The organism is Streptomyces sp. NPDC093510, assembly GCF_040683555.1.
In the GTDB taxonomy this organism is placed as follows: Bacteria; Actinomycetota; Actinomycetes; order Streptomycetales; family Streptomycetaceae; genus Streptomyces.
In genome coordinates, this window is sequence record NZ_JBFBEE010000014.1 from 97,242 (window position 1) to 112,357 (window position 15,116).

Annotated in this window: 12 protein-coding genes; 9 read left to right on the top strand and 3 right to left on the bottom strand. The window is 71.9% G+C overall.

Annotated features, from left to right (window positions below; genetic code table 11):
- Window positions 1-4: 4 nt before the first annotated feature.
- Window positions 5-853 carry a formate dehydrogenase accessory sulfurtransferase FdhD gene (gene fdhD / locus AB0N81_RS23245; RefSeq protein ID WP_365361264.1) on the top strand — a complete coding sequence of 283 codons (849 nt, stop codon included), beginning with the start codon at window positions 5-7 and terminating at the stop codon, window positions 851-853.
- A 70-nt stretch (window positions 854-923) separates the two neighbouring features.
- Here the strand turns inward: fdhD and AB0N81_RS23250 are convergent, their stop codons facing one another.
- A complete protein-coding gene (locus AB0N81_RS23250; RefSeq protein WP_365361266.1) occupies window positions 924-1,376 on the bottom strand; it encodes a MarR family transcriptional regulator in 453 nt (150 codons plus the stop codon).
- A 94-nt stretch (window positions 1,377-1,470) separates the two neighbouring features.
- Between AB0N81_RS23250 and AB0N81_RS23255 the strand changes: the two genes are divergently transcribed.
- The 3 genes from AB0N81_RS23255 (at window position 1,471) to AB0N81_RS23265 (ending at window position 5,783) form a co-directional block, all read left to right on the top strand.
- A complete protein-coding gene (locus AB0N81_RS23255) occupies window positions 1,471-2,394 on the top strand; it encodes a zinc-binding dehydrogenase (protein ID WP_365361600.1) in 924 nt (307 codons plus the stop codon).
- Between the two features lie 244 nt (window positions 2,395-2,638).
- Window positions 2,639-4,519, top strand: coding sequence for an exo-alpha-sialidase (locus AB0N81_RS23260; protein ID WP_365361268.1), 1,881 nt, complete (start codon window positions 2,639-2,641; stop codon window positions 4,517-4,519).
- A 10-nt stretch (window positions 4,520-4,529) separates the two neighbouring features.
- Window positions 4,530-5,783 carry a DUF5005 domain-containing protein gene (locus tag AB0N81_RS23265; RefSeq protein ID WP_365361270.1) on the top strand — a complete coding sequence of 418 codons (1,254 nt, stop codon included), beginning with the start codon at window positions 4,530-4,532 and terminating at the stop codon, window positions 5,781-5,783.
- On the opposite strand, the gene AB0N81_RS23270 is transcribed toward AB0N81_RS23265, so the two are convergent.
- Window positions 5,719-6,759, bottom strand: coding sequence for a bile acid:sodium symporter family protein (locus tag AB0N81_RS23270; RefSeq protein ID WP_365361272.1), 1,041 nt, complete (start codon window positions 6,757-6,759; stop codon window positions 5,719-5,721). The two genes, AB0N81_RS23265 and AB0N81_RS23270, sit on opposite strands and share 65 nt — an antisense overlap.
- Window positions 6,760-6,901: 142 nt before the next feature.
- On the opposite strand from AB0N81_RS23270, the gene AB0N81_RS23275 reads away from it, so the two are divergent.
- Window positions 6,902-7,771, top strand: coding sequence for a LysR substrate-binding domain-containing protein (locus AB0N81_RS23275; protein WP_365361274.1), 870 nt, complete (start codon window positions 6,902-6,904; stop codon window positions 7,769-7,771).
- Here AB0N81_RS23275 and AB0N81_RS23280 read toward each other — a convergent pair.
- A complete protein-coding gene (locus AB0N81_RS23280; RefSeq protein ID WP_365361602.1) occupies window positions 7,768-8,760 on the bottom strand; it encodes an AsnC family transcriptional regulator in 993 nt (330 codons plus the stop codon). The two genes, AB0N81_RS23275 and AB0N81_RS23280, sit on opposite strands and share 4 nt — an antisense overlap.
- A gap of 138 nt (window positions 8,761-8,898) precedes the next feature.
- On the opposite strand from AB0N81_RS23280, the gene AB0N81_RS23285 reads away from it, so the two are divergent.
- From AB0N81_RS23285 to AB0N81_RS23300, 4 genes are all read left to right on the top strand, one after another.
- Complete coding sequence (locus AB0N81_RS23285; RefSeq protein WP_365361604.1) at window positions 8,899-10,440, top strand: MFS transporter; 1,542 nt, start codon at window positions 8,899-8,901, stop codon at window positions 10,438-10,440.
- 364 nt (window positions 10,441-10,804) lie between these two features.
- Window positions 10,805-11,665, top strand: coding sequence for a lamin tail domain-containing protein (locus AB0N81_RS23290; protein ID WP_365361276.1), 861 nt, complete (start codon window positions 10,805-10,807; stop codon window positions 11,663-11,665).
- A gap of 330 nt (window positions 11,666-11,995) precedes the next feature.
- Complete coding sequence (locus AB0N81_RS23295) at window positions 11,996-13,795, top strand: AMP-binding protein (protein WP_365361606.1); 1,800 nt, start codon at window positions 11,996-11,998, stop codon at window positions 13,793-13,795.
- A 63-nt stretch (window positions 13,796-13,858) separates the two neighbouring features.
- Window positions 13,859-15,115 (top strand): ABC transporter substrate-binding protein, encoded by a 1,257-nt coding sequence (locus AB0N81_RS23300; RefSeq protein WP_365361278.1) that lies wholly within the window; start codon window positions 13,859-13,861, stop codon window positions 15,113-15,115.
- The last annotated feature ends 1 nt before the right edge of the window (window position 15,116 follow it).

The window sequence follows — 15,116 nt, forward strand, 5'->3', positions numbered from 1 at the left end:
ACACATGGGACGAGTCACTGAGCGACGCAAGGTGATCCGGGTCCGGGACGGCTCCGTCTCGGAGCGGCCCGACACCCTCGTCGCCGAGGAGCCCCTGGAGATCCGGCTGAACGGCAGGCCGATCGCCATCACCATGCGCACGCCGGGCGACGACTTCGCGCTGGCGGCGGGGTTCCTGGTGAGCGAGGGGGTCCTCGGGAGCGCGGAGGAGCTCCAGAGCATCGTCTACTGCGCGGGCGCCACACAGGACGGCTCGAACACGTACAACGTGGTCGACGTGCGGACCGCGCCCGGCGTCGTCCTGCCCGACATCACCCTCGAACGCAACGTCTACACCACCTCGTCCTGCGGACTGTGCGGCAAGGCGAGCCTGGACGCCGTCCGGACCACGGCGCGCTTCCCGATCGCCGACGCTCCACCGGTCCGGCTCGGGACCGGCCTGCTCGCGAGCCTTCCCGACCGGCTGCGCGCCTCGCAGCGGGTCTTCGACCGGACCGGTGGCCTGCACGCCGCGGCGCTCTTCGACGAGCAGGGCGAGTTGCTCGACGTGCGCGAGGACGTGGGGCGGCACAACGCCGTCGACAAGCTGATCGGCCGCGCCCTGCAGAGCGGGGACCTGCCGCTGTCCCGCGCCGTCCTGCTCGTCTCGGGCCGCGCGTCCTTCGAGCTGGCCCAGAAGGCTGTCATGGCGGGCGTTCCGGTTCTTGCCGCGGTCTCCGCGCCGTCCTCGCTCGCCGTCGACCTGGCCGCCGAGACGGGGCTCACGCTGATCGGGTTCCTGCGGGGCTCCTCCATGAATGTGTACGCGGGCGAGCACCGCGTCGCCCTGGGGGCCGCGGCCGCCCAGGGCTGACCCGGGCCGCCCCGGCCGACGGGGAGCGCCCCCTGCGCCGGCCGGGCCCCTGCTGCCCGCTGTCACGACTTCAGTCGTCTCGCGTCTCGACCCCCGAGATCCGGACCAGCATGCCCAGGAACAGCTCACGCTCGTCGGCCGTGAGGGGCGCGAGGAGTTCGGCGTTGGCGTGCGCGGCCGCTTCCGCGCAGCGTTTGACGGTGCGTCTGCCGCGTGCCGTGATCGTGATGGCGTTCTTGCGGCGGTCGCGCGGGTCGGGCGCGCGCTCGACGAGCCCGTCGGCCTGGAGGTCGTTCAGGACGCCGACCATGTCCTTCGGGTCGAGCGTGACGCTGCGGCCGAGCTCCGCCTGGGCGACCGGGCCGTGGTCGGCGACGGCGGAGAGCACCACGTGGTGCCACATCTTCAGCCCTTCGCGGGCCAGCGCCTCGGCGACAAGGCCGCGTCCTCGGGCGGCCGCGCGGCCGAGCAGCCAGCTGGGGAGGGTGCGGATGGTGCTGGGGGCGGGCGGTGTCGTGGCCATGGGAGAAGCGTAGCCAGTAATCGTTGGACTCCCCAATGAGTACATGACTATCGTTGGGGCCCCCAACGGTTTCTCATCTCTGGAGGTGGTGCGGATGCGTCGCGTCCGGTACGAACACGGCGGCGGCCCCGAAGTGCTTTTCCTGGAGGACGCCCCCGTTCCCGAACCCGGCCCCGGCGAACTCCTCGTGCGCGTCGAGGCCGTCGGCGTGACCCTCCCCGTCGTGCGCAAGGTCGGCGAGGCCCGCGGCCCGGTTCCCCTCGGCGGCGAGATCGCCGGGGAGGTCGTCTCACTCGGCGAGGGCGTCACCGGTCACGCCCCGGGCGACCGCGTGACCGGACTGGCCTTCGGGCACGGCTACGCCGACTACGCCCTCCTCCGCTCCGCGATGGCCTCCCCCGTCCCCGACGGGGCGAGCGCCGTCGACGCGGTCGCCCTGGTCCGCTCCGGCTGCGTCGCCTACGGCGCTCTGGAGGCGGCCCGCCCGGCGCCCGGCGAATCCGCGCTCGTCACGGCAGCGGCGAGCGGGGTCGGCCATCTCGCCCTGCAACTGGCCCGGCTGAAGGGCGCCTCGCGCGTCGTCGCGGCCGTGTCCGACGGCGGCAAGGCGGATTTCGTGCGCGGGCTCGGCGCCGACGACGTCATCACGTACGACCGCGAGGAGTGGGGCGAGCCCGTCGACTACGTACTGGACGCGGTCGGCGGCGACCTCCTCACGCCCGCCGTCGCGTCCCTCGCCCCGCACGGCCGGCTGGTGGCCTACAGCTCGGGCGGCGGCACCGTGGCGGCGTACGACCTGCTCGTCGGGGCCAAGTCCGTCATCGGGTTCCAGATGGGCCTGATCGCCCGGGAGCGGCCCGAGCTGTGGGAGGCGTGGCGGCGGGAGCTGTGGCAGTTGCACGGGGAGGGCCGGCTGCGGGTCTCGGTGCACGCCGAGTTCGCTCTGGAGGACGCGGCGAAAGCGCATGAGGTGATCGGGGCGCGGAGCAATCTGGGGAAGGTCGTGCTGATCCCCTGACGCACGCTTCTTGTGGGGTGTCGAAGCCCGCAAGTAGCGTCTGGGACGCGTACGTTGGACGTGGGATGTCTGGATGTCCGGATCACCGGCCGCCACGGCATCCCCGTACCCGGCCGCTGCCACCACCACGAGCCTCCGTCCGTCCCGGTCGCCATCCGTCCCGGTCGCCCCTCCGTCCCGGTCGCCCTCCGTCCCCGGTCGTCATCGCCATGAGTCGCCGTCGCCATGAAAGGCGGGCCGCACCATGCCAGCAAACCTCCGAGTACGCCTCAGATCGCTCCGCGCCGCCACCGCCGCCGTGACCGCGGTGGCCGTCGGCGCCCTGCTGCCCGCGCCCGCCGCGCAGGCCGCGCCGACGCCGCCGTTCGAGCAGCAGGTGCTGTTCAAGGCGGACCAGGACCCCGGATACGCCTGCTTCCGCATCCCCGCCGTCGTGCGGACGACCAAGGGGACGCTGCTCGCCTTCGCCGAGGGCCGGGTCAACGACTGCAGCGACGCGGGCGACATAGACCTCGTGCTCAAGCGGTCGCACGACGGCGGCCGGACCTGGGGGCCGCTCCAGGTCATCAACGAGGGCGCGGGCGACACCCACGGCAATCCGGCGCCGGTCGTGGACCGCGAGAGCGGCCGGATTCTGCTGGCGGAGACGTACAACACCGGCCGTACGGACGGCAAGAACTGCGACGTGCCGTGCGACCGCACCCCCCATCTGCAGTACAGCGACGACGACGGGCGCAGCTGGTCCGCGCCGCGCGACCTGAGCGACCAGATCCTGCCGAAGGACTGGAACTCCTGGTACGCGACCGGCCCCGTGCACGGACTCCAGCTCACCCGTGGCCGGCACGCGGGGCGGCTCGTCTTCACCGCCAACACCGAGACGTGGGACGGCTCTCGGGTCACCGCCAACCACGCCGCGCTGATCGTCAGCGACGACGGCGGCGACCACTGGAAGATCGGCGCCACGGACTCGTACCCGATACCGGCCGACGGCACGTTCCGTCAGAAGCCGTCCGAGATGACCATCACCGAACGGCCCGACGGGGCGATCCACGTCAGCGGCCGCGAGCAGGACGGCACCGACCTGGGCCACCGCACCCAGACCGTGAGCCGGGACGGCGGCGACTCCTTCGCCGCGCCCTTCCGCGCGATCCCCGACCTCTACACGCCCCAAGTACAGGGCGCCACCCTGCAGTTCGGCAAGCGGATGCTGCTCGCCTGCCCCGGTGACCCGGACCGCCGCCGCACGATGCAGATCCGCTCCTCCTACGACGGCGGCCGCACCTGGGACAGCGTCGACCGAGGCACCACGGTGACCACGGACTGGTCCGGCTACTCCGACCTGGTGCGGGCCGACAGGGCACACGTGGGGCTGCTGTACGAGGGCGGCGCGGTGGACGCGCGGGACGAGATCCGCTTCGCCCGGTTCACCGAGGACTGGCTGAAGCCGCGCCGGGGCCCGGACCCGACCACCCGTGACCACGCGCCGGGCGCCCGGCCCGCGGCCGTGCTCGGCGGGGCCGCACCGACCCCGGGCCGCTTCGGCGGCGCGCTCTCCTTCGACGGCAGGGACGACGCCGTACGGCTTCCGTACCGGAGGACACTGCCGCTCGGCGCCAAGGACTTCACCGCGTCCCTCTGGTTCCGCTACTCCGCGACGACCGGCGAGCAGCCCCTGCTGTGGATGGGCGGCATCGGCACCAACCAGCCGCAGGTGTGGCTGCGCGGCGAACCGGCGAGCAACCGCCTCACCGGCCTGATCACCACGCGGGACGGCGCCGCGCCCCCGAAGTCCGCGTCGGTGCGCACGGCGGGCGCGTACAACGACGGCGCGTGGCACCACGTCGCGCTGCGCCGCGGCGCGGGCCGCCTGACGCTGTTCCTCGACGGTACGCAGATCACCGCCGCTGACGTGCCGGGCTCGGTCAGCCGCAACTCGCCCTTCGGCGTGCACGTCGGCCAACGGATGGACAGCCGCGCCCACTTCACCGGCGCCATCGACGAAGTACGGGTGTACGACCGTGCGTTGAGCGACGGCGATGTGGGCGCCCTGCGCACTGCCGATGCTCCTGTGACACGGGACACCGTCGTACGGCTCCCCATGGACCGGGTGCGCGACAGCAACTAACGTCCCGGGCGTGTCCGCCCGTGAACGTCCCGCGACCGGGGCGCGCAGCGTATGGCTCGTCCTGCTGCTCGCCCTGGCCTGCGCGGCCGTGCTGCTCATCGCCCTCCCGGAAGACGACCGGGAGGGCGATGCGGCATGCCGGCCCCGCACCGTCGCCTCCTGGGGCGCCGACGACGGGACCACCGGCAAGTTCGCGCGCTACGGCGACGACATGACGCGCACCGACGACTGGACCGGCGGCGACGGCACCCACTCGGTGCGGCTGCCGGACGGGCGCGTGCTGTGGCTGTTCTCCGACACCTTCCTCGGCCAGGTCCACGCTCCCCCGAACCAGGCCGGTCAGCCGCACAGCTGGCGCGACACGAACACGCCCATGGTCCGCAACTCGGCCGTGGTGATGTCCCGTTCGGGCGCCCTGGAGCGCACCCTCGCCGCGCCGCTCTTCCCCGATCCGGCGCCCCAGCAGTGGCGCTGGCCGGTGGCGGCCCGGGTGGAGCCCCGCTCCCCCGGCTCGGACGAGCAGGTCGTGCGGGTCCTGCTGTGGACCCGTACGGCGAGCCAGGGGCCCTGGATCTACGGCGTCCCGGTCGCCACGGAGGTCGCCACGCTCTCGCTGCCCGACCTGCGCGTCGAGGGCATCGTCGAGGTCTCGGACCAGCGGCCGGTCGGTGATCCGGAGAAGCGGGTCCTGTACGGCACGACGACGGCCGACGAGGACGGCTGGACGTACGTCTTCGGCGGCACGGACGCCCAGGCTGCCTCCCGCCCCTCCTCGGACGCCCATGTCGCGCGCGTCCCGCACGGCGCTCTCGCCGACGCCTCGGCGTGGGAGTACTGGGACGGTGAGGCGTGGGGGCACGACGTCACGTCCCGGCCCGTGCTCGGGGACGGGAAACGCAAGGGGGTGGGGAGCGCGTTCACGGTGGTGCGGGACGAGGGGACGTACGTGTTGTTCACCATGGCGGCGGGCGCCGAGGGCCTGACCACCGTCACGTCGTACTGGTCCTGCTCCCCCACCGGCCCCTGGCACGGCCCCGCCAGGGCCTTCGAGGCGCCCCTGCCCGAGGACAGCGCGGTCCAGAAGGACGCCGCCGCCTACAACCCGCAGGCCCACCCGGCGCTCGGCGGCGACGGCCGCGTCGTGCTCAGCTACGACGTCAACTGGCTGGACGCGACGCCCGCGACCGCGCAGGCGAACGTCAGCCGGAACGTGTCGCTGTACCGGCCGCGGTTCGTGTCGCTGCGGCTCGCGGCGGCCCGCTGACGGACTCCTCCGGGTCCCGCGAGCGGCGCTTCGCGATGACCGCGCAGACCATCAGCTGCATCTGGTGGAAGAGCATCAGCGGCAGCACGGCCAGCGAGGCGTCCGCCCCGAACAGGACGCTCGCCATGGGCAGTCCGGACGCCAGGGACTTCTTCGAGCCGGCGAACTGGATCGCGACGCGGTCGGCCCGGCCGAAGCCGAGGCGCTTGGCGCCGTACCAGGTCAGCGTCAGCATGACCGCGAGCAGTACCGCCTCGACGCCGAGCAGCGCGAGCAGCCGCAGCGGATGCACCTGGTGCCAGATGCCCTGCACCATGCCCTCACTGAACGCGGTGTAGACGACGAGGAGGATCGAGCCGCGGTCGACGTAGCCGAGGATCTTCTTGTGGCGGGTGATGAAGCCGCCCACCCACCGGCGCAGGAGCTGCCCTGCGAGGAACGGCACGAGCAGTTGCAGCACGATCCTGAGGAGCGAGTCCGCCGAGAATCCGCCCCCGCTGTCGCCGAGCAGGGCGGCCGCGAGCAGGGGCGTGAGCAGGATGCCGGCCAGCGAGGAGAAGGAGCCGGCGCATATCGCCGCCGGGACGTTGCCGCGCGCCATCGATGTGAAGGCGATGGACGACTGGATCGTCGAGGGCACCAGCGTGAGGAAGAGGAAGCCGCTGAAGAGGGCGGGCGTCAGGACGTAGGGGACGAGGCCCTTCGCCGCGAGCCCGAGCAGCGGGAAGACGACGAACGTGCAGGCCAGGACGGTGACGTGGAGCCGCCAGTGCTTGAGCCCGTCGAGCGCCTCGCGGGTGGACAGGCGTGCTCCGTAGAGGAAGAAGAGCAGGGAGACGGCCGCGGTGGAGGCGCCGGACGCGACGTCGGCGGCGGTGTCGCGGGCGGGCAGCAGGGCCGCGAGGCCCACGGTCGCGAGCAACGCCACTATGTACGGGTCGACCGGCATCCACGACGGCCACTTCAGGCGTTTCACGGTGCTCCATGCTCTCGGTGCGGACAGCGGATATGTGCTCCAGCCACTCCTCTCCATGATCCTCCCGGCGCGGGTGATCGGGAATCCCGTACACCGCTCTGACTGTCATCACGTTCCGCGATGGGCGGCTAGGCTGGTGCGTGTGTACGACCCCGCGCAGCTCCGTACGTTCCTCGCGGTCGCCCAGACGCTGAGCTTCACGCGGGCCGCCCGCCGGCTCGGCCTGCGCCAGTCGACCGTCAGCCAGCACGTGCGCCGCCTGGAGGACGCCACCGGGCGGCAGCTGTTCACGCGCGACACCCACAGCGTGGAGCTGACCGAGGACGGCGAGGCGATGCTCGGCTTCGCCCGCCGGATTCTGGCGGCGCACGAGCAGGCGGCGGCGTTCTTCGCAGGAAAACGCCTCGGCGGGCGGCTGCGGTTCGGGGCGTCGGAGGACTTCGTCCTGACGCGGCTCACCGACATCCTGAAGACGTTCCGGCACGACCACCCCGACGTCGACCTGGAGCTGACCGTCGAGCTGTCCGGCACGCTCCACCAGCGTCTCGACGCGGGCAAGCTCGACCTGGTGCTCGCCAAGCGGCGCCCGGAGGACCCGCGCGGCGAGCTGGTGTGGCAGGACGACCTGGTCTGGATCGGCGCCGAGCGGCTGCGCCTCGACCCCGAGAAGCCGGTGCCGCTGATCGTCTATCCGCCGCCCGGCATCACCCGCGCCCTGGCCTTCGAGGCGCTGGAGCGGCGGGGCCGTGCCTGGCGCGTGGCCTGCACGAGCGGCAGCCTCAACGGCCTCGTGGCGGCGGCCCGCGCGGGCCTCGGCGTGATGGCGCACTCGCGGGGCCTGGTCCCGCCGGGTCTGGTCCGCGTCCCCGACCGGGCGGGCCTGCCGGAGCTCGGCCCGGTCGACTTCGTGCTGCTGCACGGCGAGCGGCGCGCCCCCGCGCAGGACGCCGCGGACGCCCTGGCGGCGGCGATCCTGGCGGGCGGTGACCGGTTGCACCGGGGCGGACGCTAACGCAGCGGCCGCGGGTACGTGAGTTCCTTGAAGCGGCGCAGATAGGGCGCCGACTCGACGTGCCGCACACCGTCGAGCGAGCCGAGGCTGCCGCTCAGGTAGGCGTAGAGCTCCTCGGTGTCGCGGGTCAGGACGCTCGCCATCAGATTGGCGGGCCCGGTGACGGCGGAGACGTGGGCGACCTCGGGGTGCCGGGCCATCGCCCGCCCGACCTCGTCGAGGGCCCCGGGGGCGACGGTGACCCAGAGCATCGCGGCGGTGGTGAAGCCGAAGCGCGCGGTGTCGTACTCGGTGTCGATGTAGAGCGCTCCCGAGCCGAACAGCGCGGCGACGCGGCGCTTGACGGAGGACTCGGAGCGGCCGGTGAGCCGCTGCAGTTCGGGGTAGGTGACGCGGCCGTCGGCCTTCAGTGCGGCGACCAGCGGCTCGTCGGCGGCGGCGACACGGGCGGGCCCGGACGCGGCCGGCGGCTCGGCGGGTTTCAGCGCGGCGACCTGCTCGTCGGAGAGCGGGCGGTGCTTGCCGATCCAGCCGGTGCTGCCGCCGTAGAAGCGGTGCAACAGCTGGTGTGCGGTGATCTCGATGAGCTTGCGGGTGCGCAGGAGCTTGCCGAAGAGCAGGTCCTCGTAGTCACCGGGGTTGCGTGGCAGCGAAAGGCAGACCACTTCGGTGCCGGCCGACGTGAGGTGGACCCACGCCGTGTCGGGGCGGCGGGCCAGCGCGGCCGCGATGGCCTCGGCACCGTCGGGCGTGCAGCGCAGCCGCAGCATCCACTCGTCGCGGCCGAGCCGCCGGGTGTCACGGACCCCGACGATGCGCAGGCCCGCCTCGGCGCGCAGCCGGCGGAAGCGGCGGGCGACGGTCTGGTCGGAGACGCCGAGGACGCCCGCGATACGGCTGAAGGGTGCCCTGCCGTCGACTTCCAGGGCGTGCAGCAGCTTGAGGTCCAGTTCATCGAAGACACCAGGGGCATCGGATTCCACCACCAGGCCCGCCTCACATGTCGAGTTCGTGCGCGATCGTTCCTGTCGGCACCGGGATCGTTCGCCGCCGCCTCATCGTACGAGAAGACGCACACGCGTCGGACGACGAGTCGGAGGAACAAGGAAATGCGCTCCACGCACACCATGCGCACCTGGGGGCCGCTCACCGCGGTGTCCCTGGGGACGTTCATGCTCTTGCTGGACGTGACGATCGTGATCGTGGCGTTGCCCGACATGGCGCGGGCGCTGGACGCCTCGCTGAGCGACTTGCAGTGGGTCATCGACGGCTACGCGCTCGCGCTGGCCGCGCTGCTGCTCGGTGTGGGCGCCGCGGCCGATGTGCTCGGCAGGCGTCGGCTCAACGTCATCGGCACCGCGCTGTTCGCGGTGGCCTCGCTGGGCTGCGGGCTGGCCTCGGACGCGGACCTGCTGGTGGCGGCGCGCGCCGTGCAGGGCCTGGGCGCCGCCGCGATGCTCGCGACGACACTGCCGCTGCTCGGCGCCGCCTATCAGGGCCGCGACCGGTCGGCCGCGCTCGGCGTGTGGGGCGCGGTGAGCGGGGCGTCGGCCGCGCTCGGCCCGATCGTGGGCGGGCTGCTCACGGAGGGGCCCGGCTGGCGCTGGATCTTCTTCGTGAACCTGCCGGTGAGCGTGGCGTCGATCTGGCTGACCCTGCGCGTCGTGCCGGAGTCGAGGGGCCCCGCCGGGCGCCGGGTCGACTGGGCGGGCACGGCGGCGTTCGCGGGCTTCGCGGGCGCGGGGACGTACGGGGTGCTGCGCGGCGGGGCGGACGGCTGGGCCTCGGCGGCCGCCGTGACGTCCTTCGCGGTCTCGGCGCTCGCGCTGCTCTGCTTCGTCCTGGCCGAACGGCGCGTCGCGCAGCCGCTCCTCGACCTGCGGCTGCTGCGCAAGCCCGCCTTCACCGGCGTACTGATCGGCGCGATCGGCTACAACGGGGCCGCCTTCGGCGTCGTCCCCTACCTCTCCATCTGGCTGCAGACCGTGCTCGGCATGAGCCCGGTGCGCGGCAGCCTGGTGCTGCTGCCGCTCGCCGGGACGGCGTTCGTGGTGGCGCTGGTCGCCGGACGGCTGCTGCACGGGGTGGCGCCGCGCGTCGTCATCGGCGGCGGGCTGCTGCTGATCGGCGCGGGCGGGCTGTGCCTGGCGGTGCTCGACGCCGGATCGTCGTGGGGCGCGCTCGCGCCGGGGCTCACCCTCACGGGCATCGGTGCCGGGCTGGTCTCGCCGGGCCTCGCGGGGGCGGCGCTCGCCGCGGTGCCGCCCGCGAACGCCGGGATGGCGGGCGGTGCGGTCAACACGTTCCGGCAGCTCGGGTACGCGGTCGGCGTCGCCCTGTTCGGAACGGTGCTCACCGCGCGCATGCAGGACTCGATCGGCCGCGAAGCGGCACACACCGTGGCAGGCGGCGGCGCCTCGGCCCTGCACGGCACGGTGCCGGAGCACGCGGTGCGGGAGGCCTTCGCGTCGGGCCTCAACGGGGCGTCGCTGGCGGCAGGCGTGGCGGGGCTGGTCTCCGGTGTCCTGGTGCTCGTGATGGTGCGGGGGACGGGAGTGGCGGCCTCGGGCGCTCCGGACGACGCCACGTCGGCGGCGGGCTCGTCGTCGGCCTCGCCGGCCTCGTCGGCCACAACCTCGTCGGCCACGGCCTCGCCGACCGCGAGGTAACCGCTGAACGGCCACGCGGGCTCGGCGGCTCCGGTCGTCGGCCCCGCCGACGTTCGCCTTCACAACCTCCCCGGCCGGCGCCGACGAAGCACCCGTCCACGAGGCGGAACGACACAACACGGACTGATGTGCACCGGGCGCAGAGCTGAGGCGGAAGCAGCGCTTTGCCTGTGGTGTGATTCCGGCCCCCGCCAGTGCATTCCGCGTCGTTCCGCCTTAAGGCGATTCGCTTTATCAGCCATTCACGGACAAGAGCCCATTACCCTCGCATTCGTCTTCCGAGGGATATCACTGCGGCGCTACCGTCACCTTCCCGGCCAATCGGCCGCGGAGAAGGACCAACCGGGGCAGAGGAGATCTGCGCATGTCGAAGGTCGACACGTCAGGCACCTGGACCGCGATCAGCATCAGCCCGCCCGACCTGGAGGGCCTGAACACCGACAACGTCAAGTGGGGAATTCCCGCGGGCGGGGGCAAGAGCGGCTATCTGTTCGCCGGCGGAACGGTCGACGTACTGCTGGACGGCACAGAGTTCACGCTGGGCACTTTCACCCACCAGAACTTCCCGATCCAGGGAATGCCGCAGAACCAGTTCGAGGTCGATCTCTCGGCGCGCGTCGTGTTCGAGGACCAGGTCCCGCACGACTTCAGCTTCCGTTTCCAGCACAACGAGACGCCCAACGTCGGCCCGAACCCCGAGGACATCGTCGAACTGCCCACCAGGGTGTCGCCGGAGACGGTGACGATCGACAACACCGAGTACGCGGTGGTCATCACGGGCTTCAAGCAGGGCGGTCAGATCGTCACCCGGTTCATCAGCCCCGAGAACGGCGCCAACAGCGCGGATCTCGTCGCGGTCCTCGCCCGCACCGGGCTCCCGGACGTCCGCATCAGCACCGTGCGGTTCAAGGGCGAGGTCAAGCGCACCCAGGCCGACGAGTTCGTCGAGGTCGTCAACCGCGGCACCGCGCCCGCCGACATCTCCGGCTGGGTCCTCGGCGCCGACGACGCCGGGCAGAACTTCACCTTCCCGCCGGGCACGGTACTGCTGCCCGGCGCGCGCATCCGCGTCTACACGAACCAGGTCCACGCGGAGTGGGGTGGCTACGCCTACGGCAGCGGCCGCCCGATCTGGAACGACCGGGGCGACGCCGCGAGGCTCCGCGACACCGACGGCGGCCTTGTCTCCGAGTACGCCTACGGCTCCGCCGCGACCGCTCCGTAGAACCGACGGAGAAGGTGGCCCGGCGGGCCGGGCGGGTGCATGATCTTGGGGCGTGCACCCGTCCCGGCCCGCTGTCCGGCGGGCAGCCGGCTGTGCGCCGCGTAGACCGCGTACAGATTCGGTGGAGATTACGCCACCGAAACTTACTCCACCGTAAGTAAGTTGTCCCGCCCTTCCCCTTGTGGCCGCATTTCCACCGGCTGACCAGTGCCGATGGACCGTATCGACCGCGCTTGAACCCCCTCCCGGAGGCGCGCGGCGTGGGGTACGGTCACGGCGCTGTGCGGAGCGCCACAAGGAGCATCATTGCGCGAGTTCACGAATCCTCCGATGGCGTCGGTGCCGCTGGTGGGCGGCCTTGCCGACGCCGTGTTCGACCATGCCGCCGAGGACCCGCTGCGCATCGCGTTCGGCCGCAAGACCGACGGGCGCTGGTCCGACGTCACCTCGGGGGAGTTCCGCGACGAGGTGCTCGCCCTGGCGAAGGGGCTCATCGCCCACGGCGTACGGTTCGGCGACCGCGTCGCCATCATGTCCCGCACCCGCTACGAGTGGACGCTCTTCGACTTCGCGCTGTGGGCCATCGGCGCCCAGGTCGTGCCGATCTACCCCACGTCCTCGGCCGACCAGGTCTTCTGGATGCTGCACGACGCGCAGGTGTCGGCCGCGATGGTCGAGCACGAGGACCACGCGATGACGATCGGCTCGGTCATCGACCGGCTGCCGCAGCTGCGCCGGCTGTGGCAGCTGGACGCCGACGCGGTCGGTGAGCTGACCCGGGCGGGGCGGGACATCGACGACGACGTGGTGCACCGCCACCGCCGCGCGGTGACGCCCGACTCCGTCGCCACGATCATCTACACCTCGGGCACCACGGGCCGCCCCAAGGGCTGTCTGATCTCGCACGCGAACTTCATGTTCGAGGCGGACGTGATGGTGGGGCGCTGGGAGCCGGTGTTCCACTCCAGGCGCGGCGACGAGGCCACCACGCTGCTCTTCCTGCCGCTGGCGCACGTCTTCGGCCGCATGGTGCAGATCGCGGCGGTGCGCGGCCGCGTCAAGATGGGCCACCAGCCGAACCTCAACGCGGCGGCGCTGCTGCCCGACCTGGCCGCGTTCCGGCCCTCGTTCATCCTGGCCGTGCCGTACATCTTCGAGAAGGTCTTCAACGCGGCGCGGCGCAAGGCGGAGAAGGACGGCAGGGCGGGCCCGTTCGACAAGGCCGTCGAGTGCGCCGTGCGGTACGCGGACGCGCTGGAGGCCAAGGCCTTCGGGACGGGCCCCGGGCCGTCCGCGGGGCTGCGCATGCAGCACCAGCTCTTCGACAAGCTCGTCTACTCCAAGGTGCGCGAGGCGATGGGCGGCCGGGTGCGGCACGCGATGTCGGGCGGCTCCGGCATGGACCGGCGGCTCGGCCTGTTCTTCGCGGGCGCGGGTGTGACGATCTACGAGGGGTACGGCCTGACGGAGTCGACGGCCGCCGCGACCGCCAACCCGCCCGAACGCACGCGCTACGGCACGGTCGGCCAGGCCATCCCCGGCACGACGGTGCGCATCGCGGAGGACGGCGAGGTCTGGCTGCGCGGCGGCAACGTCTTCCAGGGCTATCTCAACGATCCCAAGGCGACCGACGCGACCCTCAACGACGGCTGGCTGGCCACCGGCGACCTGGGCGCGCTCGACGAGGACGGCTATCTGACGATCACCGGGCGCAAGAAGGAGATCCTGGTGACGTCCGGCGGCAAGAGCGTCTCGCCGGCCCAGTTGGAGGAGCGGGTGCGCGACCATCCGCTGGTCGCGCAGTGCGTCGTCGTCGGCAACGACCGCCCCTACATCGCCGCGCTGGTCACGCTGGACTCGGAGGCCGTCGAGCACTGGCTGACCATGCGCCGCAAACCGATGATGGCGCCGGCTGACCTGGTGCGCGACCCGGATCTGGAGACCGAGGTGCGGCGGGCCGTCGTCGCCGCCAACACCCTTGTCTCACAGGCCGAATCGATCCGTACGTTCCGCATACTGGCGCATCAGTTCACCGAGGAGCACGGCCTTCTCACGCCGTCGCTGAAGCTGAAGCGGAAGGCGATCGAGACGGTGTACTCGGCGGAGGTCGAGGCGCTGTACCGCAGCTAGTTATTGACGGTTCGTCAGGTCACGCACAGAATCAGCCCCACTTCGACTTCAGGGGGCTCGACCGTGTCGCGATCGAACCGCACCATCACCGCCGCCGTTGCGGCCCTGCTGCTCGCCACCGCCTGCAACTCCGCCTCCGACAGCGGCAGTTCCAAGGGGGAGGACGGCGGCTCCGTGCGGGGCGTGACCGAGGACTCCATCAAGGTCGGCGGCATCGTCTCCATGACGACCGCAAGCGGATACAGCAAGAAGGACACCGACCTGGGCGCGAAGGCCCGCTTCGACCGCGCCTACGCCGAGGGCGGTGTGCACGGCCGGAAGATCGACTACCTGGGCGCGGAGGACGACGGGCAGGACCCCGGCAAGAACCTCGCGGCGGCCCGCAAACTCGTGCAGCGGGACAAGGTGTTCGCCATCTCCCCGATGAGTTCGGTCACCTTCTCCGGAGCGGACTTCCTGCAGAAACAGAAGGTGCCCACGTTCGGCTGGGGCACCGTCCCGCCGTTCTGCGGGCCAACCTACATGTACGGCTTCGGCGGCTGCATGGTGCCGATGCCCGGCGGCACCATCACGCAGAGCTGGCCGGAGGGCCTCAAGAAGGTCATGGGCGGCTCCCGGGGCAGATCGGTGGCGATCCTCGCCAACGACAACGACGCCGGCACCTTCGCCATCCGCACCTACAAGCAGAGCTTCGCGGCCGCCGGGTACAAGGTGACGTACGCCAAGCCGACGGTGCCCGCGACCTCGGTGCCGAGCGACTGGTCGGCGTACACGAAGGAGATCCTGCGCTCCGACGGCGGCAAGGCGCCGGACGCCGTCGTCTCCGTCATGCAGACCCCGTACAACATCGGCCTGTTCACGGCCGTCAAGCGCGCGGGCTTCAAGGGCGTCATCACCGATCCCACCGACTACGACCCGGGCCTGCTCGCCAAGAGCGCGACGAGGAAGGCCCTGGACGGCGTCCACATCCTCCTGTCCTTCCAGCCGTTCGAGCAGGACACCGCGGACATGCGTCGATTCAAGGCGGACATCAGGAAGGCGGCGGGCGAGGAGGTACCTCTCAACATGCACATGATGACCGGCTACATGTCCGCCGACCTGTTCCTCGCCATCGCCGAGAAGGCGGGCAGGGACCTCACCGTCGAATCCTTCCAGAAGGCCGCGGACGGCTACTCCGACAGCGGCACCATGGTCGGCGACCGCCGGCTTCCCGACGGGCGGAAGGAGTCGTTCGGCTGCGGCGCCCTCGTCCAGCTCAAGGGCGGCAAGTACACGGTGTCGTCGCCGTTCGAGTGCTACGAACCGATCCCCTTCAAGTAGG

What these genes read in the sequence shown, in the direction of transcription:
- fdhD (WP_365361264.1), top strand. Translation starts at nt 5, where the DNA reads ATGGGACGAGTCACTGAGCGACGCAAGGTGATCCGGGTCCGGGACGGC.
- AB0N81_RS23250 (WP_365361266.1), bottom strand. Translation starts at nt 1,376, where the DNA reads ATGGCCACGACACCGCCCGCCCCCAGCACCATCCGCACCCTCCCCAGC.
- AB0N81_RS23255 (WP_365361600.1), top strand. Translation starts at nt 1,471, where the DNA reads ATGCGTCGCGTCCGGTACGAACACGGCGGCGGCCCCGAAGTGCTTTTC.
- AB0N81_RS23260 (WP_365361268.1), top strand. Translation starts at nt 2,639, where the DNA reads ATGCCAGCAAACCTCCGAGTACGCCTCAGATCGCTCCGCGCCGCCACC.
- AB0N81_RS23285 (WP_365361604.1), top strand. Translation starts at nt 8,899, where the DNA reads ATGCGCACCTGGGGGCCGCTCACCGCGGTGTCCCTGGGGACGTTCATG.
- AB0N81_RS23290 (WP_365361276.1), top strand. Translation starts at nt 10,805, where the DNA reads ATGTCGAAGGTCGACACGTCAGGCACCTGGACCGCGATCAGCATCAGC.
- AB0N81_RS23295 (WP_365361606.1), top strand. Translation starts at nt 11,996, where the DNA reads ATGGCGTCGGTGCCGCTGGTGGGCGGCCTTGCCGACGCCGTGTTCGAC.